The organism is Brevundimonas sp. AVps4, assembly GCF_058681525.1.
Genome location: NZ_CM178741.1, coordinates 2327081 through 2352437, shown reverse-complemented (window position 1 = coordinate 2352437; position 25357 = coordinate 2327081). Strand labels below are relative to the sequence as shown.

The window sequence follows — 25357 nt, the reverse complement described above, 5'->3', positions numbered from 1 at the left end:
TCAGGAGGCGCCCAATGTCCGTTCATGTTCAAGAAACCGTCAAACGGATTTCGGTCCCCGATATCGCGGGACGAAAGGGCGGCGAGCCGATCGTCTGCCTGACCGCCTATGACGCTCCGATGGCGGGGCTGCTCGACCCCCATTGCGACGTTCTTCTGGTCGGCGACAGCGTGGGGATGGCGGTGCACGGCCTGCCCAACACCGTCGGCGTCACCCTTGACATGATGATCCTGCACGGTCAGGCGGTGGTGCGTGGATCGCGCCGGGCCCTGGTGGTGGTCGACATGCCCTTCGGCTCCTATGAGGGGGGCAAGGAAGCGGCTTACGACAACTGCGTGCGGGTGATGAAGGAAACCGGCGCCCAGGCGGTCAAGCTGGAGACCAGCGTCGAACTGGCCGAAATCGTAGCCTTTCTGGTGAGGCGGGGCATTCCGGTCATGGGGCATGTCGGCCTGCGCCCTCAGGCGGTGCTGGCCGAGGGCGGTTTCCGAGCCAAGGGCCGTACAGACGTCGAGCGGGATCGGGTCCTGGAGGAAGCCAGGGCCACGGCCGAGGCCGGCGCCTTCTGCATCGTCATCGAGGGCGTCGCCGAATCGCTGGCGCGCGAGATCACCGAGGCCCTGGACGTTCCCACCATCGGCATCGGCGCCTCGGCCGCCTGCGACGGCCAGGTGCTGGTGGTCAACGACATGCTGGGCCTGTTCGACTGGGCGCCGAAGTTCGTGCGGAAATACGCCGATCTGCGCACCGAGATCGACCGCGCGGCCGCCGCTTTCGCCAATGATGTGAAAACCCGCCGTTTTCCTGCCGAAGTCGAGACCTACTTCTCGAAAAAGCCGGCTTCGCCGTAACGGACGACGTTGCGGGCGAGGGGCCGACCTTCTAGGGTCCGCGCCGGTTTGCTTTTTGCGATTTTGGGGCGACGTTTCCGTGGTTGATGTCTTCGAACAGGTCGAGGAGGAGCTTCGCTCCGACCGGTACAAGCGCCTGGCCCGCACCTGGCTGCCCGTCGTGGGCGCCGTTCTGGTGGTCGCCCTGGTCGCCGCCCTTGGCTGGTGGGGCTGGGACAGCCTGAACTCGAGCAAGGCCGCCAAGGCTGCCGAGGCCTATGATCGCGGCATGGAGGCCCTGCGGGCCGACAAGCCGGTCGATGCGCGCGCCGCCTTCGAGGAAGCCGCCAAGGAAGGCAACGGCGCCTATAAGGTTCTGGCCCTGCAACAACAGGCGGGCCTGGCGGTCAGCGCCAACAAGATTCCTGATGCGGTTCGCCTGTTTGACGAAGCGGCCAAGGTGTCGGGCGATCCGATCCTTTCTGACCCGCCCTCTCTCAAGGCCGCCTTTCTGGTGATGGACACGGCGCCCCTGGCCGACCTGGAGGCCCGCCTGTCGCCCCTGGCCGAGGACGACCGTCCGCTGCACGCCTTCGCCCAGGAAGCACTGGCCCTGGCGCGCCTGCAACACGGCAAGACCAAGGAGGCGCGTGAAGCCTTCGTTCTGCTGCAACTGGGCCAGGACGTGCCCGACGACGTGCGCCAGCGCGCCAATATCGCCGTCGCCACGATCGACGCGGGCACGGCCGGCGCCCTCAAGGCCATCGTCGATGCGGCCAAGACGGCGCCTTCGCCGGCCGCTTCCGCTCCGTCCACCGCCCCCGCCCAACAGTGACGACCCCTGACAGGACGCCCCCGATGAACCGAGTTCTGAAAGTCGCGCTGATCTGCGGCGTCGCCGCCACCATGGCCTCCTGCGGCGCCGTCAGTCGCAACCTGCCCTTCGGTTTGGGCAAGAAGGGCGATCCTAAAGCGACGGCGTCCGAAGGTCAGCGCATCTCTGTGCTGGAGTTCGAACAGCAGCTGGCGCCCTCGGCGGCCTTGTCCGGTCGGACCTATTTCCTGCCGGGTCCGCAGGCCGCGACGGCCTGGACCCAGCCGGGCGGGACGGCGGAAAACCTGGTCGAACACGTCATCGCCGCGCCGGACTTCAAGATCGCTTGGAAGCGCGACATCGGCCGCGGGTCGGCCCGCGTCGGCAACGTCATGGCGCCTGTCGTCGCGGCCGACGGCAAAATCTTCGTGCTGGACGGCGAATCGACCGTCTCGGCCGTTTCCGCCGACACGGGCGCGGTTCTGTGGAAGACCGACGTGAAGAACGGCGAGCGCGACCGCAACGGCGGCTTCGGCGGTGGCGTCGCCGTGGCCGGCGGCAAGGTCTTCGTTTCCTCCGGCTATCGCTCCATGACGGCGCTGGACGCCAATACCGGGACCGTCGCCTGGACTCAGCCGGTGGACGCCCCCATTCACGGGGCGCCGACGGTGGTCGGTTCGCACGTCTTCGTCGTGGACGTGGACAGCCAGCTGTTCGCCTTCGACGTCGACACCGGCGCCCAGGACTGGACCTATCGCGGCATCGCCGAGCCGGCCCGTGTGATGCGCGCCTCCAGCCCGGCCGTGACCGGAAACACCGTCATCGCCCCCTTCGCCTCGGGTCAGCTGGTGGCGCTGAGCGCCCTGAACGGCCAGTCCCTGTGGGAACAGACCCTGTCGCGCACCAGCCGCACCAGCGCCCTGTCCGAGGTCCGTGACGTGGCCGGTCGCCCCGTGATCAGCCGCGGCATGGTCTTTGGCGTCAGCCATTCGGGCGTGCTGTCGGCCCTGGACCTGCGCTCGGGCCAACCCAAATGGCAACTGCCGGTCACGGGCGTGAACGCGCCCCTGCCGGTCGGGGACGTGGTCTTCGTCGTGTCCAAGTCCGGCGAGCTGATCACCGCCAACCGCGACACCGGCCAGATCTACTGGACTCGCGAGCTGAATGAAGGCCGCGCCCGCAAGGTCGGCGGCTTCCTCCGCTTCGGCCGTCGCACCATTACGCCGCAGTGGTCCGGCCCGCTGCTGGCCTCGAACCGTCTGGTGATGGTCAACTCCTACGGCGAAGCGGTCGCCTTCGATCCGAAGACGGGCGTCGCTCAGACGACGTTGAAGCTGGGCGCGCCCGCCTATATCGCGCCTGCGGCCTATAACGGCGCCCTTTATGTGCTGACCGACACCGGTCAACTGATCTGTATCCGCTGATTTTCAGCCAGAATTACGTTAGAAGGCCGACATGGCTCTGAAGGTCGCCATCGTCGGCCGCCCCAATGTGGGCAAATCGACACTGTTCAATCGTCTCGTCGGCAAACGCCTCGCGCTGGTCGATGACCGGCCCGGCGTGACCCGCGACCGGCGCTATGCCGACGGCAACATCGGCGACATGGACCTGACGCTGATCGACACGGCCGGCTATGAGGACGTCACCGACGAAAGCCTCGAGGCGCGGATGCGCGAACAGACCGAGGCGGCTATCGACGACGCCGAACTGATCCTGTTCATGATGGACGCCCGCGAAGGCGTGACTTCGCTGGACCGGATCTTCGCCGAACGCCTGCGCAAGGTGCACAAGCCGATCATCCTGCTGGCCAACAAGTCCGAGAGCCGGGAGAGCGGCGGCGGCGTGGGCGAGGCGCACGCCCTGGGATTTGGCGAGCCCGTCGCTATCTCCGCAGAGCACGGCGAGGGCATGGCCGACCTCTACGCCGCCCTCCGCGCCGGTTCGGAGGACATCTTCGTCGAGGAGATCGACGAGCCGGACAAGCCGATCCGCATCGCCGTGATCGGCCGGCCCAATGCGGGCAAGTCCACCCTGATCAACCGTCTAATCGGCGACGACCGGCTGCTGACGGGGCCGGAAGCCGGGATCACCCGCGACTCCATCTCGGTGGACTGGACGTTCGAGGGTAAGAACATCCGCCTGATCGACACGGCCGGGATGCGGCGCAAGGCCCGTGTTCAGGAGAAGCTGGAGAAGCTGTCGGTCGCCGACACCATCCGCGCCATCACCTTCGCCGAGGTGGTGATCTTGGTCATGGACAAGGACGACGCCTTCGACACCCAGGATCTGCAACTGGCCGATCTGGTCGAGCGCGAAGGCCGCGCCCTCGTCTATGTCGCGTCGAAATGGGACCTGGAAGACGAACCCCAGTCGCGGCTGGCCAAGCTGAAGACCCTGGCGGAAGACAAACTGCCTCAGTTGAAGGGTTCGCCCTTTGTGGCCCTGTCTTCCCACTCGGGGCGGGGCGTCGATCGGCTGATGCCGGCGGTGCTTCAGGCCTATGACACCTGGTCGGTCAAGGTGAAGACCAAGGATCTGAACACCTGGCTGTCCATGGCGACCCAGCGGCACCCGCCGCCCGCCGTGGACGGCAAGCGGATCAAGCCGAAATACATCGCCCAGACCAAGGCCCGTCCGCCCACCTTCGTGCTGATGGCCAATCGGGCCGAGGCCATGCCGGATCACTACAAGCGCTATCTGGTCAATTCGATCCGGGAGAGCTTCGACCTGCCGGGTACGCCGATCCGCCTGAACGTCAAGTCCAGCGGCGCCAATCCCTATGCCGAGGGCGGCGCCAAGTCCGGCCCGGAACGCTACAAGGGCGACGCCAAGACCGCGCCGCGCCGCGTCAAGAAGGCCGAGAAGGAAGAGGCCTTGTCCAAGCTGCCGGGCAAGGCGCTGGAGCAGAAGAAGACCCGCAAGGCCCAGCCCAAGGTGCTGGGCGGCCTGAAGGCCAGCGCGTCCAAGAAGGCCGGATCGTCTGTTGCGATCCAGAAGGGCGCGCGCGGCGGGGCCCGTCAGGTGTCGCGCTCAGGCCGCATCCGCACCGGCCAGAAGGGCGGCGCCAAGAAGTGACCTCATGAGCGAGGTCGCGTCCGTCCTTCCCGACCGGCCGACCTCGCGCTGGCTGATCCTGGACGGGCAGGGGCGGGTGCTGCTGTTCCACTTCGTCTTTTCCGAAGGGCCGCTGGCTGGAACGGCCTTCTGGGCGACGCCCGGCGGCGGGTGCGAGCCCGGCGAAACCTATGAGGACGCCGCACGTCGCGAACTGTTCGAGGAGACGGGCCTGATCGTCGCCGATCCGGGGCCCCAGGTCGCTCGCGTCCGCGTCAGCTTCCGCCTGCCCGACGGCCGCATGGCCGATGTCGATCAGCGCTTCTTCCTGCTCCGCAGCGACGGCTTCAACCTGTCCTCCGCCGGCTGGACCGAGGTGGAGCGGCGCGTCCTGGCCGAGCACCGCTGGTGGAGCCTCGACCAGATCCGCGCCTCGACAGAGACCATCTGGCCCCAGGAACTGGCGGACATTCTGGAGCGGCTGACGCCGATGGCGAGGGGTGTCGATCAAGGCTAGGGTCTCGGTCCGCCTCGTTCGCCATGCCCGCCCTGATCGTCGCCGTCCTGCTGAGCCAGCCTGTGGATCAGACAGGCTGGGCGCGGAGCAAGCACGGAAGTTGCGGCTGTCCGAAGTTCCCTCCGATGGCGTCCTTTTTCGATAGGGATATTCGTTTGCAATCATAGTGCTTGCAGCAAGGCCCACTGCGGCGCTTGATCCCTCGAGGATAGGAGAACACCATGACGACATCCCCGATCTTCGATCTTCAAGCGGTGCAAAAGGTGCGTAAGGGCGCCGTGCTCGTCGCCCTGCTGGGTTTGGTGGGCCTGACGATGGTGTCCCAGTCCGCCACGGGTCTGGACAGTCCGCTTCACGAAGGCGTCGAGGCCGTGGGTCTGGCCGCCATCGTCTTCGCCATCGTCGGCCGGGCCTGGTGTTCCCTCTATATCGGAGGGCGCAAGAAGGCCGAGATCGTCTCGCGCGGCCCCTATTCGATCAGCCGCAATCCCCTCTATATCTTCAGCTTCTTCGGCGCCTTCGGCATCGGCGCCCAGAGCGGCAGCCTGACGCTGGCGGTGCTGTTCACCCTCGCGTCCGTGGCCGTTTTCTATCTGACCGTTCGCCGCGAAGAGGCCTGGCTGGGCGCGACCTTCGGCGCCGCCTATGCCGATTACAAGGCGCGGACGCCTCGCTTCCTGCCTGACTTCACCCGCTGGCATGACGAGCCAGAGCTGTCGGTGCGGCCGAGCTTCTTTCTGACCACCATTAGAGACGGGCTGGTCTTCCTTCTCGCCATACCGCTGTTTGAGGCCGTGGACCTGGCCCAGGCCCAGGGATGGCTGGCTGCTGTGGTGCGCCTGCCCTGATTGGCGGGGGCACAGACCCCTGGCTTCACTGGCCGTCAGACCAAGGCTTCCGTCGTCGGCCCGGCCCTCCAGTCGCGGAAGCGGATCGTCGGCGGCGGCGTCAGGTCGCCCCGCGCCAGGTCAACGACCAGGGGGCCGATTTCCGACGGATGGGGCAAGGTCTGCGGGTCTTCTCCGGGGAAGGCCTGGGCGCGCATGGCGGTGCGCATCCGACCGGGATCGACGATGCTGACGCGGATCGGGGTGCTCTCCACCTCGTCCGCCCAGGCCTTCATTAAAGCCTCGGCGCCCGCCTTGGTGGCGGCGTACATGCCCCAGAAAGCCCGAGGCGTGGTCGCGACGCTGGTCGTGAAATGGATGGCCCGCCCGGCGTCCGAGGCGCGCAGCAGCGGCTCCAGCGAGCGGATCAGCCGGTAGACGGCCGTGAAGTTGACCTTTTCGACCTTGGCGAACTCGCGCGGGTCGGCGTGGGCCACCGGCGTCAGGCCCGACGGCCCCATGGTCGCCGCCGCCTGGACCCAGATGTCCAGTTTCTTGAACCGTTCGAAGATCGCTCCGCCCAGCCGGTCGATCCCGCCCCCGTCGACCAGGTCGAACGGGACGAGGGTCGCGTGTTTGCCCGTCGCGGCGAAGACGGCGTCGTCCAGTTCCTCAAGCCCGCCTTGTGTCCGGGCTGTGGCGACCACATGGGCGCCGGCCTTGGCCAGGGCCAGGGCGCTCTCGTAGCCGATCCCGCGCGAGGCCCCGACGACGAGGGCGATACGGTCTTTGAGGGGCAGGTCTGACATCCGCCATGATTAGCGTGCGTTTGCGGCGGCCGCCAAGCGGGATCGAGCGTGCGGCGATCACAGGCTGAAGCTGACGCCCTGATGTGACTCAGTTTCCGCCGAACGCCGCTTTAGCGAGGCCGTATGACGCCGTAGCGGCGACCAAGATCATCACCGACCCGACGCCCTGCCAAACCATCGACGGCACGCGAAAGCGGCGCTTGCCGAAGAGCAGCTGCCCGGCGCCCAAGCCCGTCGTCAACCCAGCGAGGGTGGAAGGCGAGAGGGCGGACTGGTTTGCCGCCAGGATCAGGTTGAAGACGAAGAACATCCCGACAATCGCCAGAAGGCGGCCGCCAAGCCTGATCAGGAAGAGCCTCCCCTCCTGCAGCTGGCTGTTTTGAACTGGGTTGTGCGTCATCAACCCGTGATCATCATGCGCTGACCAGCAGCGAAAGTTGTCGCGCCGAAAACTCCCGGCCGCCTTCCTCGATCTCCCGGTCCAGCAGGCGGGTGGGATAGTCGCCGGTGAAATAGTGGTCGGTGAACTGGGGCGCGTCATTGTTGCGGCCGGGCTCGCCCATCGCCTGATACAGGCCGTCGATGGACAGGAAGCCGAGGGAATCGACCTCCAGCATTTCGCGCATCTCCTCCAGCGTCTTGTTCGCCGCCAGAAGTTGCGCCCGTTCGGGCATGTCGATGCCGTAGAAGTCGGGGAAAAGGATCTGCGGGGATGCCGAACGCAGATGGACCTCCTTGGCGCCGGCCGCCCGGACGGCGCGGACCAGTTTGACCGAGGTGGTGCCGCGCACGATCGAATCGTCGATCAGCACGACCCGCTTGCCGGCCAGGGCCGCCTTGTTGGGGCTGTGCTTCATCCGCACGCCCTTCTGCCGGGCGCCCTGGCTGGGCTGGATGAAGGTGCGGCCCAGATAGTGGCTGCGGATGATGCCCATCTCATAGGGGATGCCGCTCTCCTGGGCATAGCCCAGGGCGGCGGGCACGCCGGAGTCCGGCACGGGCACCACGATGTCGGCGTCCACGCCCCATTCGCGCGCCAGGCCGCGTCCCATTTCCTTGCGGACTTCATAGACCGAACGGCCGTTCACGACCGAGTCGGGTCGCGAGAAATAGACGTATTCGAACAGGCAGGGTCGGGCGGCGCGCGCCGGAAAGGGCTTGATCGACTCCAAGCCGTTCTCATCGATCACCACGACCTCGCCGTGTTCGATGTCGCGCACGAAGGCGGCGCCCATCATATCCAGGGCGCAGGTCTCGGAGGCCAGGACCCAGGCCTCGCCCATCTGGCCCAGAACCAGGGGGCGGATGCCCAGCGGGTCGCGGGCGCCGATCATCTTGTGGCGGGTCTGGGCCACCAGGGCGTAGCCGCCCTCGATCCGCGCCAGAGCGTCGATGAAGCGGTCGACGATCTTGGCCTTACGGCTGCGGGCGATCAGGTGAAGGATGACTTCGGAGTCCGAGGTCGATTGAAAGATGGCGCCTTCGCTGACCAGCTGGCTGTGCAGGAATTTGAAGTTGGTCAGGTTGCCGTTGTGGGCGATGGCGATGCCGCCCTGGTCCAGGTCGGCGAACATCGGCTGGATGTTGCGCAGGAAGCTGCCGCCGGCGGTGGAGTAACGGGTGTGGCCGACAGCCGCGCGACCGGGCATGCGCGTCATCAGGTCGGCGCCGCCGAAGGCCTCGCCCACCAGCCCCTGATGGCGTTCGGTGTAAAAGCGTTCGTCCTTGATGCTGGCGATGCCGCAGGCTTCCTGACCGCGATGCTGAAGCGCATGCAGGCCCAGGGCGACGACAGCGGAGCCCTCGTCCTCGTCCGCGCCCCAGACGCCGCAGACGCCGCACTCCAGACGGAGCTGATCATCCTCCGGCTCGCGCCAGTGCTCGCGGTGAACGACGGGATCGGCGATGTGGTGGCGCATCGAGGGGCTCCGATGACCGGGGGAAACTTACGGGGCGGCTTCGCGCGGCGAGTTAGTCTCGGATTGCGTCCGAGGCAAGGCTTCGTCGTTCGAAAACCCTTTGCGCACGGATGAATCCACCACAGGCGTGATCGCATCGGCGCCGCGCCCGATGCCGGGCAGGACGATCTGAATGGCGCGGGCGCCGACGGCGCTGACCTTATAGAGCGCCGCCTGGGTCAGCCATTTCGGTGTCCGTTCGCCCGGCATGGCGGCCACGATGACCAGATGGACGGCGCCCAACAGGACCAAGGCCCGCCCTGCGCCGACGAACACGCCGATGAACCGGTCGATTCCTCCCAACTGCGGATGGGCCTGGGCCTGTTTGGACAGGAAGGAGCCGAAGATGCGGATGCCGAAATAGACGACCATGAAGGTCACGATCGCCGCCAGGATCGTCCCGGCCCAGTCGGGATTGACCAGGGCCCGCCCCAGCATGGCCGTCCAGGGCAGGGTCACCAGGGCGATCAGCGCCGCCAGCAGGGCGCTGAGCAGGGTGATGATCTCGCGCACCCCGCCGCGCACCCAGCCGGCGGCGGCGGAGAACAGGATCACCACTATGGCGAAGACGTCGTAACCGGTCACTCAGAGGTCCAGAAACTGTTGCGCCCGTCTAATAGCGGTTTTGCGAGATTCGTTCGACCACATCCGTCAACCGCGTCGCCGACGTCACCTTGACCCCGTTTGTCTTCCCCGCGCTCTGGGGGAGGGGCGGGCACAGCAGATGGTCGAAGCCCAGCTTCTGAGCCTCGCGCAGCCGCGCCTCGGCTCGGCCCACGCTGCGGACCTCGCCCGACAGGCCGATCTCGCCGAAGACGACGCAGCCTTGGGGCAGGGGCATGTCCAGGGCCGAACTGATCAGGGCCGCCGCTGCGGCCAGGTCCGCCGCCGGCTCGTTGATCCGCAGCCCCCCGGCCACGTTCAGATAGACGTCCTTGTCCCCGAAGCCCAGGCCGCACCGGGCCTCCAGCACCGCCAGCAACATGGCCAGCCGACCGGAGTCCCAACCGACCACAGCCCGCCGCGGCGTGCCATAGGCGGACGGCGCCACCAGGGCCTGGATCTCGACCAGAACGGGCCGCGAGCCTTCGATCCCGGCGAAGACGGCGGCGCCGGGCGCCCGGTCCTTGCCCTCGCCCAGGAAGAGGGCCGATGGATTGGCGACTTCGCGCAGGCCGCTGTCGCCCATTTCGAACACCCCGATTTCGTCGGTGGCGCCGAACCGGTTCTTGCCGGCGCGCAGGATGCGGAACGGATAGCCGCGCTCGCCCTCGAAGGTCATGACGGCGTCGACCAGGTGTTCGACCACGCGCGGCCCGGCCACCTGGCCGTCCTTGGTGACGTGGCCGACCAGAACAACGGCGATCCCTTGCGTCTTGGCCAGTCGGACCATTTCGCCGGCGCAGGCCCGGACCTGGGTGATGGAGCCCGGTCCGCTCTCATGGACGTCGGACCACAGGGTCTGGATCGAATCGACGATGACGATGTCGAACTGTTCGCGCTTCAGCGTGCCCAGGATGTCGCGCAGCGCCGTCGCCGCCGCCAGATTGACCGGCGCCTGCTCCAGACCCATCCGCTTGGCCCGCGCTCGGATCTGCTCGACGGCCTCTTCGCCCGAGATATAGGCGATACGCCCGCCGCGAAGCGCCGCCTTGGCCGCCACCTCGAGCAGCAGGGTGGACTTGCCCACGCCCGGATCGCCGCTCAGCAGGATGGCCGAACCCGGCACCACCCCGCCGCCGCAGACCCTGTCGAACTCGGCCACGCCCGTCGTGATGCGGGGCGGTTCGGGGGTGTCGGATTGAAGGGTTTCAAACTGCAGGCCGCGTCCGCGCGCCGAAGCGGCCGCCGAAGGCTTGATCGCGCCCGGCGGCGCGGAACGGCTCTCTTCGGTCAGGGTGTTCCACTGCCCGCACGATGAACACTGACCCGACCACTTGCCGTGGACCGAGCCGCAGGATTGACAGACGTAGAGGGCGGAATCGCGAGCCATGGACTTCCTTAGCAGAGACAGCCGACGTCGGGTGACGGGCCGAGCTTCGGGCCTTCATCGGCCTCTTCTACGTCAGTCGCGGTCGCATTCGCCTCAATAGGCGCGAGGCACCCGGTCGCCGATTGCAGTCAATAGTTCATAGCTGATGGTTCCGGCCGCGGCCGCCGCCTCATCCAGATGACGGTTCGCGCCGAAAAGCTCGACCCGATCGCCGACCGCGACGTCCAGGCCGGTGACGTCCAGGGTACAGACGTCCATCGACACCCGGCCCAGCAGAGGGCGGATCTCGCCCGACACCCAGGCGGCGCCGCCTTGTCCATAGGCCCGCATGACGCCGTCGGCATAGCCCGCAGCCACCACGGCCGCTCGCACGGGACGGTCGGCGACGAAGCCTCTGGAATAGCCGATGCTTTCCTCCGCCCTGACGTCTCGGACCTGCAAGACCTCGGCGGTCAGGGTGGCGACGGCGGCGATCCTGTCGTCCGGCCGACCCTGCGGCCCGCCGCCATAGAGACAGACGCCGGGGCGCACGGCGTCGAAGCTGTAGTCCCGCCCCAGAAAGCAACCGCCCGAATTGGCCAGCGATCGCGTGATGCCCGGATATCGCGCGGCCGCCGCCGTGAAGGCGTCGCGCTGGCGCCGGTTCATCGGCTGGTCCGGTTCGTCGGCGCAGGCCAGGTGACTCATGACAAGGTGGAGGCCCTCGAACGGCTCCGGCGCGTCTTCGGGGCGGAACCCCAGCCGGTTCAGGCCGGTGTCGATCTGGATGCCGCAGGCGCCGCCGCCGACCTGGCTCCAAGCCTGCATCTGTCGGGGCTGGTTCAGCACTGGACGCAGGTCCGCCGCCTTCAGCACGCCGGCCGCCCCGTCGTGGCAGCCGTCCAGCACATAGATGACCGGCGCATCGCCCAGCGCCGCCCGCAAGGCCAGGCCTTCATCGGCGCGGGCGACGAAGAAGGTCCGCGCCCCCTCGGTCATCAGCCGGGTCGCACAGGCCTCGGCGCCCAGCCCATAGGCGTCGGCCTTGACCACCGGATGAACCGGCGCGCCGGTCACGGCTTCCAGCGTGTGGAAGTTGCGGGCCAGGGCGTTCAGATCGACGGACAGCAGGGCGGGGGAGGGCATGGCGGCCTTATGGCGCAAGTCGGCGGTTAGGGAAGAGCCCTATTCGTAGCTGACTTCCTCATAGCCGTGCGCCAGGTTGCCGAAGCGGACCGTGTCGGCGTCGAAGGCCAGTTTGACGATGCCGATCGGGCCGTGGCGCTGCTTGCCGATGACGACCTCGGCCTGGCCTTGCAGCCGGTCCATGTCCTGCTGCCATTGCAGGTGTTCCTCAGTGCCTTCGCGCGGCTCGGCCCGGCCCAGATAGTAGCTCTCGCGATAGACGAACATCACGCAGTCGGCGTCCTGTTCGATCGAGCCGGACTCCCGCAGGTCCGACAGCTGGGGCCGCTTGTCGTCGCGCTGTTCGACCTGACGCGACAGCTGCGAGAGGGCGATGATCGGCACGTTCAGCTCCTTGGCCAGGGCCTTCAGGCCGCCGGTGATCTCGGACACTTCCTGAACGCGGTTTTTTTGACCGCCGCCTTCGCCGGTGGTCACCAGCTGCAGATAGTCGACGATGATCAGGTCCAGCCCGTGCTCCATCCGCTTCAGCCGCCGTGCCCGGGCGGCCAGCTTGGAGATGGAGATGCCGCCGGTGGCGTCGATGTAGAGAGGCGCCTCGCCGATCTCGACCGCCGCATCGCGCAGCTTGCCGAAATCCGAGGCGTCGATCTCGCCCTTGCGCAGCTTGTCGGATGAGACGCCGGACGCATCGGCTAGGATCCGCATGGCCAGCTGTTCGGCGCTCATTTCCAGCGAATAGAAGGCGACCACCCCGCCGTTGACCGTCTTGCGGCCCTCCGGCGTCGGCTCCCATTGATAGGCGCGGGCCACGTTGAAGGCCATGTTGGTCGCCAGAGCCGTCTTACCCATCGACGGGCGTCCGGCGAGGATCAGCAGGTCGGACGGGTGCAGCCCGCCCAGTTTCCGGTCCAGATCGTGCAGGCCGGTGGCCAGACCGGCCAGCTTGCCCTCGCGCTGATAGGCTTCCGCCGCCATCTGAACGGCGCCGGACAAGGCGTGGGAGAAGCTGACGAAACCGGACGAGGGCTTGCCCGTCTCGGCCAGCGAATAAAGGGTCTGTTCGGCCTGTTCGATCTGTTCGTCAGCGGGGACGTCCGGATTGGGCGCCTCCTTGATGATCTCGCCGCCGATGCGGATCAGGTCGCGGCGCAGGGCCGTGTCATAGACGACGCGGGCGTAGTCCGGGGCGTTGGCCGCCGGCGGAGCCCGGTCCACCAGATCGGCGAAATAGCGCAGGCCGCCGAACTCCTGAAAGGCGGGGTCCTGTTTGAACCGCTCCATCAGGATGGTCGGCTCGGCCAGCATGCCCTGACGGATGTGATCCTCGATGGCGTCGAACAGCCGCTGGTGGAAGGGCTCGTAGAAGTGGGAGCCGCGCAGACGGTCGCTGAGACGCTCGAACACCCCGTTGTCGAACATCAAGGCGCCGAGCAGAGCCTGTTCGGCCTCCAGGTTATGAGGCATGGAGGCGACGCCGTTGGAGTCCAACGGCGAGGACGAGAAGGGCAGGGGGGCGAAGGCGTTCATTGTCTTAACGCTCTATCCCTCACACGCGCCTGCGTCAGTCGCGGACGCCGCCGCGACGGTGGACAGATCGTCCGCCCTGTGGGTGAACGGGAATTGTTCAGGCGGAACCCAGGCGGCGGCCGACGTCCCGCCGCCCATGGTCCGTGCGCGAAACAAAAAGGGACGCTCCGAAGAGCGTCCCTGATCTCAGGGTGGGGCCGGCTCACCAGTTCAAGGCGATACGGCCGTACACGAACCGGCCGTTGAAGCCGTAGGGCGAGAAGTTGGAGAAGGGGAAGGCGCCCGATGTGTTGTTGGCGCGCTGAGCTTGGCGGGGATATTCGTCCAGCACATTGTCCGCTCCGACCGCCAAGGTCAGACGATCATTGAGGGCGTAGCGCGCCTCCACATCGACGACCACGCCGACGCCAAGCTCCAGATCGGTCGCCTCGGTCGCGCCAGGAGCCAGGACGTCGCCATAGCCGGTCACGCGGAAGGTGCCGCCGAGCCGGGCGCGGGTCCAATCCGTCTGGAAGACTGTCTTCCACGGCGGCGTGCCCTCTTCGAACCGCAGTGTCGCCTGGCGCGCGAACAGCGAGACCGGGGTCGGCAGGATGCCCGAGCGGGTCTGGGGCGTCTTGGTCACGTCGAAATCATTGACGTTCGCCGCCAGGGTGAAGTCGAGCGAGCCGACGTCGGCCAGAACCCGGTAGCGCGCAACCACGTCCAGGCCGGTCGTCTCGGTGTCCACGCCATTGATGAAGAAGCGGGCCGCTGTGGCGCCATAAGGCTGAAGCAGATCGAAGATGGCGCGGGCGTTGGTTCCAGGCGCCGCAGTGGCGCTGCCGGTCAACGTCTCTGACAGGATGATCCGATCCTCGATGTCGATGCGATAGGCGTCGGCCGTCAGTTCAAAGGGACCGCGACGGTAGACCAAGCCCAGCGAATAGTTGGTCGATGTCTCGGCCTTCAGAGGCGTGCCGCCAAGCGCGACGCCGACCGGGCTGACCGAGGGGAAAGTGCCGGTCTCATAGGGAACGTTGTTTATGTAGAGGATCGCCGTCTGGGTGAAATACTGCTGTTGCAGGCTCGGCGCCCGGAAGCCGGTCGATAAGGCGCCGCGAACAGCGAAGGACGGGGTGAAGTCGTACCGCGCCGCCAGCTTGCCCGAAACATTGTCGCCGAAGTCCGAGTAGTTTTCGTACCGCACAGCCGCCGAGGCGGTGAAGCGTTCGAACAGCTCGCCTTCCAGATCGACATAGGCGCCGATGTTGTTGCGGTCTTCGTCGACCTCATTGGCGGGGGTGAAGCCGGTGAAACCGCGCGAGCCCCAGCTGAGATCCACGCCGCCGACGTTCAGGAAGGTCCCGCGCTGATAGGAGTTGGGTTCGCCCGCGCCGATCTGATAGGACTCCCGCCGGGCCTCCAGGCCAAAGGCGACGTTCAAGGGGGCGTAAAGGCCGACGTCATAGGCGCGGCTGGCGTCAATACCCAGCACCAGCTGATCATAGGCCAGGGAACCGGCGTAGAACTTGGTCGGGGAGGTCGGTCCCAAAGAGGGGTTCAGCGTGTTTTCAACGCTGAAGTCGATCTCGTTCTTGCCGTAGCCCAGGTTGATGTCGATGTCGAAGCCCCCCGCCTGGCCCTTCAGCCCGGCGGCGGTGGTCCAGTCGGTCGTGTCGGTCAGAATGTAGGGCAGGTAGCCGTCAGGATAGACGCGGCCAGAGGCGTAGGCCGGATTCTGGGCGTTGTCGGTCGGCGTGCGATAGAAGGCGGCGGCCGAGGCGTCGCGGGTCTGATAGCCGACCCAGCCATAGGCTTCCCAGCCCGCAGCCAGGGGCTTGCCGGCGTTCAGATAGACGGCGAGATCCTCAGACTCAGGATCGCCCTGGGCGCCGCGCACCTGAGACGGGCTGAAGCGGGGGTCCAGGTCGCTTCGGTTGGTGCGTTCCCGGTCCCGATATTCTACTGAAGCCGTCAGGAAGCCGTCCGAGCCGAGACCGAACCCCTGCCAACCGGCGACGGTCAGGGCCTCGCCGTCCTTCAAATCCTGGCCGCCGCCGTAGAAGCCGGTGTAGTCGGTGCGATAGCCGCCGTAGGTGACGCTGGCGCCGCCGCCGCTGGAAGCTTTGCGCAGGCGCAGGTTCAACACGCCGGCGATGGCGTCAGAGCCGTATTGCGCTGCGGCGCCGTCGCGCAACACCTCGATACGCTCGATCGCGGTGGAGGGAATGGCGTTCAGATCGACAGCGGCCGACCCGCGACCGACCGAGCCGTTGGTGTTCACCAGGGCGGTGGCGTGACGGCGCACGCCGTTCACCAGCACCAGGGTCTGGTCTGGCCCTTGTCCGCGCAAGGTTGCGGGACGGATCGAGTCAGTGCCGTCGGTGGCCGAGGGGCGGGGGAAGTTCAGGGCGGGGACGGTGGCGGCTAGCTGGGTGGCCAGCTCGGTCGAGCCGCGCTGTTGCAGGGTTTCGGCCGTAACGACGTCGACGGGCGCGACAGAGTCGAGGCGCGAGCGATTCTGGACGCGGGTGCCGGTGACGACGATGTCGTCAACCGCGTCGGCCTGAGATTGTTGCTGCGCAAGGGCCGGCGCGGCGGTCAGCAAGGCGAAGGCCGATGAGGTGATCAGCAGGGTGGAGGCGGCAGGTCGGAAAGCGGAGCGGCGCATGGAGAGATCCTGTTTTGGAGAAGGCGCACGGGCGGCGCGGCGTCGCCGTCTTGAGCGGCGTTCTTTAAGAGAGACGCTATCGGCGACATCGCTCCCTGGGTTGCAGCCAGGCTGCACGCTCGGAAAACGGATGCATCTTAGATCCCCCTAATCGGCCGATGGCAGCGTTCAGCCGTTGTGGCGATATCAGGGCGCTCCCGTGTCGGGTCAACCATCGGCCGAGGCCATGTTTGCTGCGCTGGAGGCTTAGAAAATCTATAAAGTTACGTCTGCGCGAGCCGAAGGTCGGGCAAGGTGTGGGACTTCGCAGCATGACGATCTCCCGGGGCTGAAACCGATAAACCCGCCTTCAAGTCGGCGCAAAATACTTGCTCTGGGAAGGCGAAAAACGACGGGTGGAAATCGTGTTGGTCGTTCGCGTGCGACGTCAAGGTCGTTTCATGCGCAACTACCCCTCAGGCGCTCGCTTGCCTTCAATGTGTTGTAAACTTGTCATGAATTCGCGCCGCAGCGGGGCGCGCAGCAGAAAGGGCGCGTCCCTTACGGAACGCGCCCTTGAAGTTCGACCGGTCCGGTCCGAAGGCCAGGAGGCGATCAGGCTTCGTCGCCGAAACCTTCCTGCTGACCGGCGCCGCCTTCGATCAGCTCCTGGGCCGATTGCTCGGCGGCCTGGCGCTCATCATCGAACTGGCTGCGGATCACGTCCTCGCCCTTGGCTTGGCGCTCGGCCTCGTCCATGGAACGGGCGATGTTGATCTTGACCGTAGCGCGGACCTCGGCGTGCAGGCGGACCGGCACTTCGTGGACGCCCAGGGTCTTGATCGCCGTGTTCAGGACGACCTGCGAACGTTCGACCTTGCCGCCTTCGGCCTGGATGGCCTCGGCGACGTCGCGACCGGCGACCGAACCGTACAGTTGGCCGGTTTCACCGGCCTGACGGATCATGATGTAGGTCTGGCCGTCGATCTTGTCGGCGATCTTCTGAGCCTCGGCCTTGTTCTTCTCGTTGCGCTGCTCGATGGCGGCGCGGTCGAGTTCGAAGGCCTTCAGATTGGCGGCGGTGGCCCGGCGGGCCTTGTCGCGCGGCAGAAGGAAGTTGCGGGCGAAGCCGTCCTTGACAGTGACGACGTCGCCGATGGCGCCGAGGTTCTCGACGCGTTCCAGCAGAACGACCTTCATCTTACTTCACCACATACGGCAGGAGGGCCAGATAGCGGGCGCGCTTGATGGCCTTGGCCAGTTCGCGCTGCTTCTTCTGGGAGACGGCGGTGATGCGCGAAGGCACGATCTTGCCGCGTTCGGAGACGTAGCGCTGCAGCAGCTTGACGTCCTTGTAGTCGATCTTCGGCGCATTGGCGCCCGAGAACGGGCAGACCTTGCGGCGACGATAGAAGGGGCGGCGGCCGGCGGAGCCGGAGCCGGCCGGGGCGCCCGGGGTGGGGGCAGTCGTGTCGGTCATGATCCGGTTTCCTTATTCGGCGTCTGCGGCGTCGGCGTCGTCACGCGGGGTGCGCTCGCGTTCACGCTCGCGTTCGCGCTCGCGGCGGGCCAGAAGCGGCGACAGTTCCAGGTCCAGTTCCTCGACGCGGACGGTCAGCCAGCGCAGCACGTCTTCGTTGATCGACAGCTGACGCTCGACCTCGGCCATGGCGGCGGGAGGGGCGTCGACGGCCAGCAGCGAATAGTGAGCCTTGCGGTTCTTCTTCACGCGGTAGGTCAGGTTGCGCAGACCCCAGTACTCGATCTTGGCGACGGAGCCGCCGCCTTGCACGATCAGGTCCTTGATGGTGTCGTTCAGCGCTTCGGCCTGTTGCGCCGAGATGTCCTGGCGCGTCATGACCGTGTGCTCGTAAAGAGCCATGCGGTAGTCTCCCTTGTAGGCGTCGGCGCGGAAACGACCGGGTAAGTCGATCTCCACGATGGCTCCTGGCGCGGCGGCGGGACCGGTTGTCCAACCCTTTGGCGTTCCGCGTCAGGACCGAAGCCCTGGAAAGCGGGGGCGTATAGGGGAAAAGGCGGGAACTGGCAAGGACGGCGGGGCGTCGGGGTGAAAAGTGCTGGTGAGCAGGAGGTGAGCCTTCAGCGCGCGCCTCAGCGCACTTCTCACTCACTAGCGCTTTTCGCCAACCGCCCCTAAACCAACCCCATGCCGAAGCTGACGTCAGCGGTCGATCCGCAAAGCCCCAAGTACAAGTCCCTGCACGCGCATAACAGCGCCCTGGTCGACGAACTTCGCGACCATGTGGCCAAGGCCGCGCGCGGCGGCTCCGACAAGGCGCGCGAGCGCCACGTCGCCCGCGGCAAGTTGCTGCCGCGGGATCGGGTCGAGCGGTTGTTGGATCCCGGTTCGCCTTTCCTCGAGATCGGGCAGCTGGCCGCCCACGGCATGTATGACGGCGAAGCGCCGGGCGCCGGCGTCATCGCCGGGATCGGGCGGGTCTCAGGGCGCGAGGTCATGATCGTCGCCAACGACCCGACGGTGAAGGGCGGCGCCTACTTCCCCATGACGGTGAAGAAACACCTGCGCGCCCAGGAGATCGCCGAGCAGAACCGACTGCCGTGCGTCTATCTGGTCGACTCCGGCGGGGCCAACCTGCCGCACCAGGCCGAGGTGTTTCCCGACCGCGACCATTTCGGCCGCATCTTCTTCAACCAGGCGCGGATGAGCGCCAAGGGCGTCGCCCAGATCGCCTGCGTCATGGGCCTGTCCACCGCCGGCGGCGCCTATGTGCCGGCCATGTCGGACGAGACCGTGATCGTGCGGAACCAGGGCGCCATCTTCCTGGCCGGCCCGCCGCTGGTGAAGGCCGCCACCGGCGAGGTCATCTCGGCCGAGGAACTGGGCGGGGCCGAAACGCACGGCCGCCGCTCGGGCGTGGTCGATCATGTCGCCGAGAACGACGAACACGCGCTGGAGATCGTGCGGTCGATCGTCGCCAATCTGAACACGACCAAGGCCGTGGAGCTGGATGTGCGCGAACCCCGCGCGCCGGCCTTCGATCCGGCCGAACTGTATGGGCTGATCCCGGAGGACGTCCGCGCGCCCTATGACGTGCGCGAGGTGATCGCCCGTCTGGTCGACGGGTCGGAGTTCGACGAGTTCAAGGCCCTTTACGGCTCCACCCTGGTGTGCGGCTTCGCCCGCATCTGGGGCTATCCGGTCGCCATCCTGGCCAACAACGGCGTCATCTTCTCCGAGAGCGCCCAGAAGGGCGCCCACTTCATCGAACTGGCCTGCAAGCGCAAGATTCCGCTGCTGTTCCTGCAAAACATCTCGGGCTTCATGGTCGGCGGCAAGTATGAGGCGGGCGGCATCGCCAAGGACGGCGCCAAGCTGGTGACGGCCGTCGCCTCGGCCGAGGTTCCGAAGTTCACCGTCCTGATCGGCGGCAGCTTCGGGGCCGGAAACTACGGTATGTGCGGCCGCGCCTATTCGCCGCGCTTCCTCTTCACCTGGCCCAACAGCCGGATCGGCGTCATGGGCGGCGAACAGGCGGCCAGCGTCCTGGCCACCGTCCATCGCGACGCCGAGACCTGGTCGCCCGAGGAGGCCGAAGCCTTCAAGGCGCCGATCCGCCAGAAGTACGAGGACGAAGGCAATCCCTATTACGCCACCGCCCGCCTGTGGGACGATGGCGTCATTGATCCTGCGCAAACCCGGGATGTGCTCGGTCTGGCTATATCGGCGAGCCTGAACGCCCCGATCCCGGAGACGACCTTCGGCCTGTTTAGGATGTAACCTATTCCTCCGCCCCTCGTTTGAGGCGGACCCTCAGATGGAGACGACCATGGCCGATCAACCGAACGACGCCGACATCAACGCCCTGGACGTCACCGACGCGGAGGCGGCGGAGATCAACAGCATCGCCCATCCCCTGGTCGCGGACCCCGCGCCGGATGCGAACGATGATCTGGTCCGGATCGACGCCACCACCGACGGCGTGGTCTTCGTCACCCTCAACCGGCCGGAAAAGAAGAACGCCTTTGACGCCGCCACCATCGCCGCCCTGCATGAGGCGTTCGAGACCCTGCACGGCGCCGACCATGTGCGCGCGGTCTTCATTCGCGGGGCGGGCGGAACCTTCAGCGCCGGGGCCGATCTGAACTGGATGCGTGACGCGGCGGACTGGTCCGAGGCCGACAATCGCGACGACGCCCTGGGGCTGGCGCGGATGCTGAAGGCCCTCCACGACGTCCCCGCCCTGACCTGCGCCGTCGTCGAGGGCGCGGCCATGGGCGGCGGGGCCGGGATCGTCGCCGCCTGCGACATGGCCGTGGCGGTGGAGGGGGCGCGTTTCGCCTTTTCCGAGGTCAAGCTGGGCCTGATCCCGGCCACCATCGCCCCCTATGTCATTGAGGCCGTCGGGGCCCGCCGCGCCCGCCAACTCTTCCTGACCGCCAACAGTTTCGACGCCGACTACGCCGCCCATGCGGGACTGATCGACCTGGTCCTGCCCCAGGGGTCGGTCGATGAGTTCATCACCATGTTGACCGACAGCCTGGGCGGCAATGCGCCCGGCGCCATGGGCGAGGCCAAGCGGCTGGTCAACGACATCGCCGGCCACAGGATCGATCACGGCCTGATGGACGATACAGCCAGACGGATCGCCCAGGCGCGCGTCTCGGCCGAGGGGCAGGAGGGGGTTCGCGCCTTTCTGGACAAGCGCAAGCCGAGCTGGACGGTCTGACCGCCATCGCCTTGATGCCGCCAGAAAAGCCATGCGGTATAGCCCGGCTTGAAGCCTCCATTCCTTGGATGACGATGAAGACCCGACCGATCGTGCTCGTCGCCGCCCTGGCCCTTTCAGCCTGCGGCAATCCCACCTCGACCAAGGCGCAGGAGGGCGAGTTCGCCCAGCCCACGCGCACCGCCCCCAGCGATGCGGCGGGGATGAAGTCCAGCTTCGCCCCTGTGGTGCGCTCGGCCGCTCCGGCTGTGGTCAATATTTCGGCGCGCAGCGTGCAGCGGGTTCAGGTCGATCCCTTCTTCCAGTTTTTCGGCGGCGGCATCCCCCAGGCGCGGGTGGCCGAATCCGTGGGGTCGGGGGTCATCGTCCGGTCGGACGGGATCGTGGTGACCAACAACCACGTCATCGACGGCGCCCAGCAGATCAAGGTGGTGCTGAACGATCGGCGCGAGTTTCCCGCCACCGTCATCCTGGCTGACGAGCGCAGCGACATCGCCGTGCTGCGGCTGGAGAACGTCAGCGACCGCCTGCCGGTCCTGGCCATCGACGATCAGGAAGAACAGCAGGTCGGCGATCTGGTCCTGGCCATCGGCAATCCGTTCGGCGTGGGCCAGACCGTGACCAACGGCATCATCTCGGCCCTGAACCGGACCGAGACGGGCATTTCCGACTCAGGCTCCTTCATCCAGACCGATGCGGCCATCAACCCGGGCAATTCGGGCGGGGCGCTGGTGGACATGGACGGCGACCTGATCGGCATCAACACCGCCATCTTCTCGCGCTCGGGCTCGTCGGCCGGGGTCGGGTTCGCCGTGCCGGCCGCCATGGTCAAGCGGGTGGTCGACAGCGCCCTGGGCGGCGCCAAGACGGTGGTCCGGCCCTGGCTGGGCGTGAAGGGCGACACCGTCACCGGCGACATCGCCGGCAGCCTGGGCCTTTCCCGCCCGCAGGGGCTGGTGGTCACCGACGTCTATCCGAACAGCCCCGCCGCCCGTGCGGGAGTGCGTCAGGGCGACGTGATCACGGCGATCGACGGCCAGGAGATCAATGACCAGGGCGGGCTGAACTACCGCATCGGCTCCCGCGCGCCCAATGATCAGGTGCAGGTGGCCATCCTGCGCGACGGACGGGCCCAGACGCTGACGGCGCGGGTGCAAACCCTGCCGGGCGAGGCTGATCCCGACAAGGGCGTGATGATCCAGACCGGACCTTTCGCCGGCGCCGAGGTCGTGGCGCTGAACCCGGCCCTGGCCGACCGCCTGGGCGGCGACCCTTTCGCTTCGGGCGTCATCGTCACGGGCGTATCCGGCCGGGGCTACGCCGCGCGTGCGGGCTTCCGCCAGAACGACCTGATCGTCAGCATCAACGGTCGCCCCATCGCCACGGCGCGCGACGTCGAAGCCGCCGGGGCCGGTCGCGGCCCGTGGGAGGTGGTCATCAATCGCGGCGGTCGGCAAATCCGAGGCGTTCTGCGCTAGGCCGCTCCGCCATTGGACACGAAAAAAGGTGTCCGATGTGTCCGATCTGTCCGACGGCCTTTGTTTTTGCGGGGGGGAATTTCCCCGACGCCGATTGGGCTGTTCGAGGATGGGGCCAGGAGCGGGCTGAGGCCTGGGCCCGGCCGGCAGCGGCGCGCCGAATACTGAGACGTCCGGCCGATCAGACCCGAAAAGAAGGTGTCCGATGTGTCCGATCTGTCCGACGGGTTTTGTTTTCTAATGAGAAATGGCCGGACGCCGATCGGACTGTCCGCCGGCCGCCGCGCTCTGCTCCTTCTGTGATGTCAAAGACCGGGCGTCATTATAGGATCCTCGGGAGGGGCGCCGGGTAGTTCGGCGGGCGAAGCCGCAAGCCGTTGAAACACGAAGCGGGTTTTCGCGACATTGGACGAGAAACCAAGGGATGGCCGGCAGGCGGAGGGTTGGGGATCAAGCGGGGCGAGGTCTCCCGCCGACCGGACCGGGGAGAGCCTGATCGTCTCAGCCCTTCGTCGGCCCGCCGATCGACCAGGTATGGCCGAAGGGATCGCGCAGGACGCCGTAGCGGTCGCCCCAGAACTGGTCCGCCATGTCCATGACCGGCTCGGCGCCGCCGACGGTCATGGCGCGGGTCCACCAGGCGTCGGGATCGGCGACCTGAAGGTGGAGGGTCACGCCGACGGGGCGGACATCCTGGCTGCCCGTATATTCCGGGAACTCGTCGTTCAGCATCAGGCTGGCGCCGTTGATCCTCAGATGGGCGTGGATCAGCCGTTCGCCGTCGTCGGCCAGGCGGCGATCCAGCACCTCTGCGCCGAAGGCGATGGTGTAGAAGTCCACGGCGGCCGAGGCCCCGCGCGACGGAATCGTCAGGTGCGGCGTCAGGCCTGAAGTCGGGCCTTGGTTCGGATGGACGTCGGTCATGGGAACTCGCTATGGCGCTGACCCATACTAACGGGTGAAAACCGCTTTAGGCACGACTACATAGGTCGCAATGAGCGATCTTTTCGAAGCCTCCGGCATATTGCCCCCCGACGCCCCCCTGGCGGACCGTCTGCGGCCCCGCACCCTGGACGAGGTGGTGGGCCAGGATCATCTGTTGGGGCAGGGCGGGCCGATCCGTCGGATGATCGAGGCGGGGCGGCTGGGTTCGATGATCCTGTGGGGGCCGCCCGGCACCGGCAAGACCACCATCGCCCGGCTGCTGGCCCAGGCGGCGGGCTATGAATACCAGTCGATCAGCGCCGTTTTTTCCGGCGTCGCCGACCTGAAGAAGGCGTTCGAGGCGGCGCGGATGCGCCGGGCGGCGGGGCAGAGCACCCTGTTGTTCGTCGACGAGATCCACCGGTTCAACCGCGCCCAGCAGGACGGATTCCTGCCCTTCGTCGAGGCCGGGATCGTCACCCTGGTCGGGGCCACGACCGAGAACCCCAGTTTCGAACTGAACGGGGCGCTGCTGTCGCGGTCCCAGGTCTATGTGCTCAAGCGGCTGGACGATGCGGCCCTGGATCAGCTGCTGGCGCGCGCCGAGGCCCATATGGAGCGGCTCCTGCCGCTGTCGCCGGAAGCGCGTCAGGCCATGCTGGCCCTGGCCGACGGCGACGGCCGCTATCTGCTGACCATGTCCGAGGTGCTGTTCGACCTGCCCAAGGGCGAAACCCTGGACGTCCAGGGCCTGGCGGGGGTGCTGCAACGCCGTGCGCCCGCCTATGACAAGTCGCGGGAAGAACACTACAACCTCATATCCGCCCTGCATAAATCGGTGCGGGGATCAGACCCGGACGCCGCCCTCTATTGGCTGGCGCGGATGCTGAACGGGGGCGAGGACCCGCTGTATCTGGCGCGGCGGATCGTGCGGATGGCGGTCGAGGACATCGGCGAGGCGGACCCCCTGTCGATCCTGGTCGCCAATGCGGCCAAGGATGCGTATGACTTCCTGGGCAGTCCCGAGGGCGAACTGGCCCTGGCCCAGGCCGTGGTCCATCTGGCCACCGCGCCCAAGTCGGTCGGGGTGTACGAAGCCTTCAAGGCGGCCAAGAAGGCGGCCTATGAGACGGGCTCGCTGACGCCCCCGGCCCACATACGCAACGCCCCCACCAAGCTGATGAAACAGCTCGGCTACGGCAAGGGCTACCAGTACGACCCCGACACCCCGGAGGGCTTTTCAGGCGCGAACTTCTTCCCCGACGAAATGGAGCGCCGCACCTTCTACAAGCCCAAGGGCGAGGGGCATGAGGAGAAGGTCAAGGCGCGGCTGGAACGCTGGGCCGAGATGCGGGCGCGGATGGCGAAAGAGGGGGCGGTGGACGGGGCGGGGGACTGACCTCTAGAAGCCCCCGATGACCACCCGCACCCCCGTCGCCCTGTCCGAGGATGAGATCGCCGCCGTCCGGTCGTGGGTGATCCACGAGGACGCCCATCTCATCGCCTTTTCCAAGCCGTCGGGCCTGTCCAGCCAGGGCGGGCGGATCAAGGCCCATACGCTGGACGATCTGCTGTGGGCCTTCGCCCGGTCCAACGGCAAACGGCCGGAACTTGTGCACCGTCTGGACCGCGACACCTCGGGCGTGATCCTGGCGGCCAAGACCAAGCCGGCGGCGGGCTTCCTCGGCAAGGCCCTGCAGATGCGGCGGTTCCGCAAAACCTATCTGGCCCTGCTGTCCGCCGCGCCGGAGCCGAAATCCGGCTCCGTCGACGCCCCGTTGCGGCGCGAGGAGATCGGGCGCGAGTCCTATATGCGGGTCGTCGCCTTCGACGCGCCCGGCGCGCAAGGGGCGCAGAGCCGCTATCGGACCCTGGCCGCCAACGACCAGGGCGCTGTGGTCGAGCTGGAGCCGCTGACGGGGCGGATGCACCAGTTGCGGGTCCATATGGCCCATCTGAGCCGCCCGCTGATCGGCGACGTCCGCTATGGCGGCGCTCTGACGACAGAGGTCGGGCCCGCGCCCCGCCTGATGCTGCACGCCGCCAAGCTGAGCTTTCCTCATCCCGAAGGCGGGACCACGACGGTCGAGGCGCCGCCGCCCGCGGACTTTGCGGGTTTGCGCGCGGCGCTTGGCCTGTAGTGGGGCCTCTAGTCTG

General features: G+C 67.1%; 23 protein-coding genes. 11 read left to right on the top strand and 12 right to left on the bottom strand.

What is annotated here, in order from left to right; genetic code table 11:
• The first annotated feature begins 14 nt into the window (after positions 1–14).
• The 6 genes from panB (at position 15) to ACW178_RS11630 (ending at position 6063) form a co-directional block, all read left to right on the top strand.
• A complete protein-coding gene (gene panB / locus ACW178_RS11655; protein WP_287104621.1) occupies positions 15–851 on the top strand; it encodes a 3-methyl-2-oxobutanoate hydroxymethyltransferase in 837 nt (278 codons plus the stop codon).
• 79 nt (positions 852–930) lie between these two features.
• Positions 931–1665 (top strand): tetratricopeptide repeat protein, encoded by a 735-nt coding sequence (locus ACW178_RS11650; protein WP_287104620.1) that lies wholly within the window; start codon positions 931–933, stop codon positions 1663–1665.
• Positions 1666–1688: 23 nt separating this feature from the next.
• Complete coding sequence (locus ACW178_RS11645; RefSeq protein ID WP_444571949.1) at positions 1689–3068, top strand: PQQ-binding-like beta-propeller repeat protein; 1380 nt, start codon at positions 1689–1691, stop codon at positions 3066–3068.
• A 31-nt stretch (positions 3069–3099) separates the two neighbouring features.
• Positions 3100–4719 (top strand): ribosome biogenesis GTPase Der, encoded by a 1620-nt coding sequence (gene der, locus ACW178_RS11640; RefSeq protein WP_054766026.1) that lies wholly within the window; start codon positions 3100–3102, stop codon positions 4717–4719.
• 4 nt (positions 4720–4723) lie between these two features.
• Complete coding sequence (locus ACW178_RS11635; protein WP_191558463.1) at positions 4724–5215, top strand: NUDIX hydrolase; 492 nt, start codon at positions 4724–4726, stop codon at positions 5213–5215.
• A 221-nt stretch (positions 5216–5436) separates the two neighbouring features.
• Positions 5437–6063 (top strand): methyltransferase family protein, encoded by a 627-nt coding sequence (locus ACW178_RS11630; protein WP_183217118.1) that lies wholly within the window; start codon positions 5437–5439, stop codon positions 6061–6063.
• 35 nt (positions 6064–6098) lie between these two features.
• Here the strand turns inward: ACW178_RS11630 and ACW178_RS11625 are convergent, their stop codons facing one another.
• The 11 genes from ACW178_RS11625 to rpsF all read right to left on the bottom strand — a co-directional run bounded on the left by ACW178_RS11625 (position 6099) and on the right by rpsF (position 17971).
• Positions 6099–6851 (bottom strand): SDR family NAD(P)-dependent oxidoreductase, encoded by a 753-nt coding sequence (locus tag ACW178_RS11625; protein WP_191558462.1) that lies wholly within the window; start codon positions 6849–6851, stop codon positions 6099–6101.
• Positions 6852–6939: 88 nt separating this feature from the next.
• Positions 6940–7254, bottom strand: a complete 315-nt coding sequence (locus ACW178_RS11620) for a hypothetical protein (RefSeq protein ID WP_191558461.1) — start codon at positions 7252–7254, stop codon at positions 6940–6942.
• Between the two features lie 10 nt (positions 7255–7264).
• Positions 7265–8770, bottom strand: a complete 1506-nt coding sequence (purF, locus tag ACW178_RS11615) for an amidophosphoribosyltransferase (protein WP_191558460.1) — start codon at positions 8768–8770, stop codon at positions 7265–7267.
• 27 nt (positions 8771–8797) lie between these two features.
• Entirely contained in the window at positions 8798–9394 is a 597-nt protein-coding gene (locus tag ACW178_RS11610) for a CvpA family protein (protein WP_054766020.1), read from the bottom strand.
• A gap of 28 nt (positions 9395–9422) precedes the next feature.
• Positions 9423–10802: a DNA repair protein RadA gene (gene radA, locus ACW178_RS11605; RefSeq protein ID WP_182715072.1), complete on the bottom strand. Its 1380-nt coding sequence runs from the start codon at positions 10800–10802 to the stop codon at positions 9423–9425.
• A gap of 93 nt (positions 10803–10895) precedes the next feature.
• Positions 10896–11927 carry an alanine racemase gene (gene alr, locus ACW178_RS11600; protein ID WP_287104953.1) on the bottom strand — a complete coding sequence of 344 codons (1032 nt, stop codon included), beginning with the start codon at positions 11925–11927 and terminating at the stop codon, positions 10896–10898.
• A gap of 39 nt (positions 11928–11966) precedes the next feature.
• Positions 11967–13457 carry a replicative DNA helicase gene (locus ACW178_RS11595; protein WP_054766017.1) on the bottom strand — a complete coding sequence of 497 codons (1491 nt, stop codon included), beginning with the start codon at positions 13455–13457 and terminating at the stop codon, positions 11967–11969.
• A gap of 202 nt (positions 13458–13659) precedes the next feature.
• A complete protein-coding gene (locus tag ACW178_RS11590) occupies positions 13660–16110 on the bottom strand; it encodes a TonB-dependent receptor plug domain-containing protein (RefSeq protein ID WP_191554098.1) in 2451 nt (816 codons plus the stop codon).
• Positions 16111–16704: 594 nt separating this feature from the next.
• Positions 16705–17289, bottom strand: a complete 585-nt coding sequence (gene rplI, locus ACW178_RS11585; protein ID WP_054766015.1) for a 50S ribosomal protein L9 — start codon at positions 17287–17289, stop codon at positions 16705–16707.
• Between the two features lies 1 nt (position 17290).
• Positions 17291–17569, bottom strand: a complete 279-nt coding sequence (gene rpsR, locus ACW178_RS11580; protein WP_054766014.1) for a 30S ribosomal protein S18 — start codon at positions 17567–17569, stop codon at positions 17291–17293.
• Positions 17570–17581: 12 nt separating this feature from the next.
• Entirely contained in the window at positions 17582–17971 is a 390-nt protein-coding gene (gene rpsF, locus ACW178_RS11575; protein ID WP_054766976.1) for a 30S ribosomal protein S6, read from the bottom strand.
• A 285-nt stretch (positions 17972–18256) separates the two neighbouring features.
• Here rpsF and ACW178_RS11570 point away from each other — a divergent pair, with 285 nt between their 5' ends.
• The 3 genes from ACW178_RS11570 to ACW178_RS11560 all read left to right on the top strand — a co-directional run bounded on the left by ACW178_RS11570 (position 18257) and on the right by ACW178_RS11560 (position 22276).
• The gene (locus tag ACW178_RS11570; protein WP_287105696.1) at positions 18257–19849 is read left to right on the top strand and encodes a carboxyl transferase domain-containing protein; all 1593 of its coding nucleotides are present in this window, start codon (positions 18257–18259) and stop codon (positions 19847–19849) included.
• Positions 19850–19898: 49 nt separating this feature from the next.
• Positions 19899–20798, top strand: coding sequence for an enoyl-CoA hydratase-related protein (locus ACW178_RS11565; RefSeq protein ID WP_492024585.1), 900 nt, complete (start codon positions 19899–19901; stop codon positions 20796–20798).
• A 74-nt stretch (positions 20799–20872) separates the two neighbouring features.
• Positions 20873–22276, top strand: coding sequence for a Do family serine endopeptidase (locus ACW178_RS11560; protein WP_492024584.1), 1404 nt, complete (start codon positions 20873–20875; stop codon positions 22274–22276).
• 501 nt (positions 22277–22777) lie between these two features.
• Here the strand turns inward: ACW178_RS11560 and ACW178_RS11555 are convergent.
• Complete coding sequence (locus ACW178_RS11555) at positions 22778–23200, bottom strand: VOC family protein (RefSeq protein ID WP_287105237.1); 423 nt, start codon at positions 23198–23200, stop codon at positions 22778–22780.
• A 70-nt stretch (positions 23201–23270) separates the two neighbouring features.
• Here ACW178_RS11555 and ACW178_RS11550 point away from each other — a divergent pair, with 70 nt between their 5' ends.
• Both ACW178_RS11550 and ACW178_RS11545 read left to right on the top strand, forming a co-directional pair.
• Positions 23271–24599: a replication-associated recombination protein A gene (locus ACW178_RS11550; protein ID WP_287105236.1), complete on the top strand. Its 1329-nt coding sequence runs from the start codon at positions 23271–23273 to the stop codon at positions 24597–24599.
• A gap of 16 nt (positions 24600–24615) precedes the next feature.
• Positions 24616–25341, top strand: a complete 726-nt coding sequence (locus tag ACW178_RS11545) for an RluA family pseudouridine synthase (RefSeq protein ID WP_287105235.1) — start codon at positions 24616–24618, stop codon at positions 25339–25341.
• Positions 25342–25357: the final 16 nt, after the last annotated feature.

What these genes read in the sequence shown, in the direction of transcription:
- ACW178_RS11630 (WP_183217118.1), top strand. Translation starts at nt 5,437, where the DNA reads ATGACGACATCCCCGATCTTCGATCTTCAAGCGGTGCAAAAGGTGCGT.
- alr (WP_287104953.1), bottom strand. Translation starts at nt 11,927, where the DNA reads ATGCCCTCCCCCGCCCTGCTGTCCGTCGATCTGAACGCCCTGGCCCGC.
- purF (WP_191558460.1), bottom strand. Translation starts at nt 8,770, where the DNA reads ATGCGCCACCACATCGCCGATCCCGTCGTTCACCGCGAGCACTGGCGC.
- ACW178_RS11625 (WP_191558462.1), bottom strand. Translation starts at nt 6,851, where the DNA reads ATGTCAGACCTGCCCCTCAAAGACCGTATCGCCCTCGTCGTCGGGGCC.
- ACW178_RS11595 (WP_054766017.1), bottom strand. Translation starts at nt 13,457, where the DNA reads ATGAACGCCTTCGCCCCCCTGCCCTTCTCGTCCTCGCCGTTGGACTCC.
- ACW178_RS11545 (WP_287105235.1), top strand. Translation starts at nt 24,616, where the DNA reads ATGACCACCCGCACCCCCGTCGCCCTGTCCGAGGATGAGATCGCCGCC.
- ACW178_RS11550 (WP_287105236.1), top strand. Translation starts at nt 23,271, where the DNA reads ATGAGCGATCTTTTCGAAGCCTCCGGCATATTGCCCCCCGACGCCCCC.
- radA (WP_182715072.1), bottom strand. Translation starts at nt 10,802, where the DNA reads ATGGCTCGCGATTCCGCCCTCTACGTCTGTCAATCCTGCGGCTCGGTC.
- der (WP_054766026.1), top strand. Translation starts at nt 3,100, where the DNA reads ATGGCTCTGAAGGTCGCCATCGTCGGCCGCCCCAATGTGGGCAAATCG.
- ACW178_RS11635 (WP_191558463.1), top strand. Translation starts at nt 4,724, where the DNA reads ATGAGCGAGGTCGCGTCCGTCCTTCCCGACCGGCCGACCTCGCGCTGG.
- ACW178_RS11590 (WP_191554098.1), bottom strand. Translation starts at nt 16,110, where the DNA reads ATGCGCCGCTCCGCTTTCCGACCTGCCGCCTCCACCCTGCTGATCACC.
- ACW178_RS11565 (WP_492024585.1), top strand. Translation starts at nt 19,899, where the DNA reads ATGGCCGATCAACCGAACGACGCCGACATCAACGCCCTGGACGTCACC.
- rplI (WP_054766015.1), bottom strand. Translation starts at nt 17,289, where the DNA reads ATGAAGGTCGTTCTGCTGGAACGCGTCGAGAACCTCGGCGCCATCGGC.
- ACW178_RS11560 (WP_492024584.1), top strand. Translation starts at nt 20,873, where the DNA reads ATGAAGACCCGACCGATCGTGCTCGTCGCCGCCCTGGCCCTTTCAGCC.
- rpsR (WP_054766014.1), bottom strand. Translation starts at nt 17,569, where the DNA reads ATGACCGACACGACTGCCCCCACCCCGGGCGCCCCGGCCGGCTCCGGC.
- rpsF (WP_054766976.1), bottom strand. Translation starts at nt 17,971, where the DNA reads ATGGCTCTTTACGAGCACACGGTCATGACGCGCCAGGACATCTCGGCG.
- ACW178_RS11555 (WP_287105237.1), bottom strand. Translation starts at nt 23,200, where the DNA reads ATGACCGACGTCCATCCGAACCAAGGCCCGACTTCAGGCCTGACGCCG.
- ACW178_RS11645 (WP_444571949.1), top strand. Translation starts at nt 1,689, where the DNA reads ATGAACCGAGTTCTGAAAGTCGCGCTGATCTGCGGCGTCGCCGCCACC.
- panB (WP_287104621.1), top strand. Translation starts at nt 15, where the DNA reads ATGTCCGTTCATGTTCAAGAAACCGTCAAACGGATTTCGGTCCCCGAT.
- ACW178_RS11570 (WP_287105696.1), top strand. Translation starts at nt 18,257, where the DNA reads ATGCCGAAGCTGACGTCAGCGGTCGATCCGCAAAGCCCCAAGTACAAG.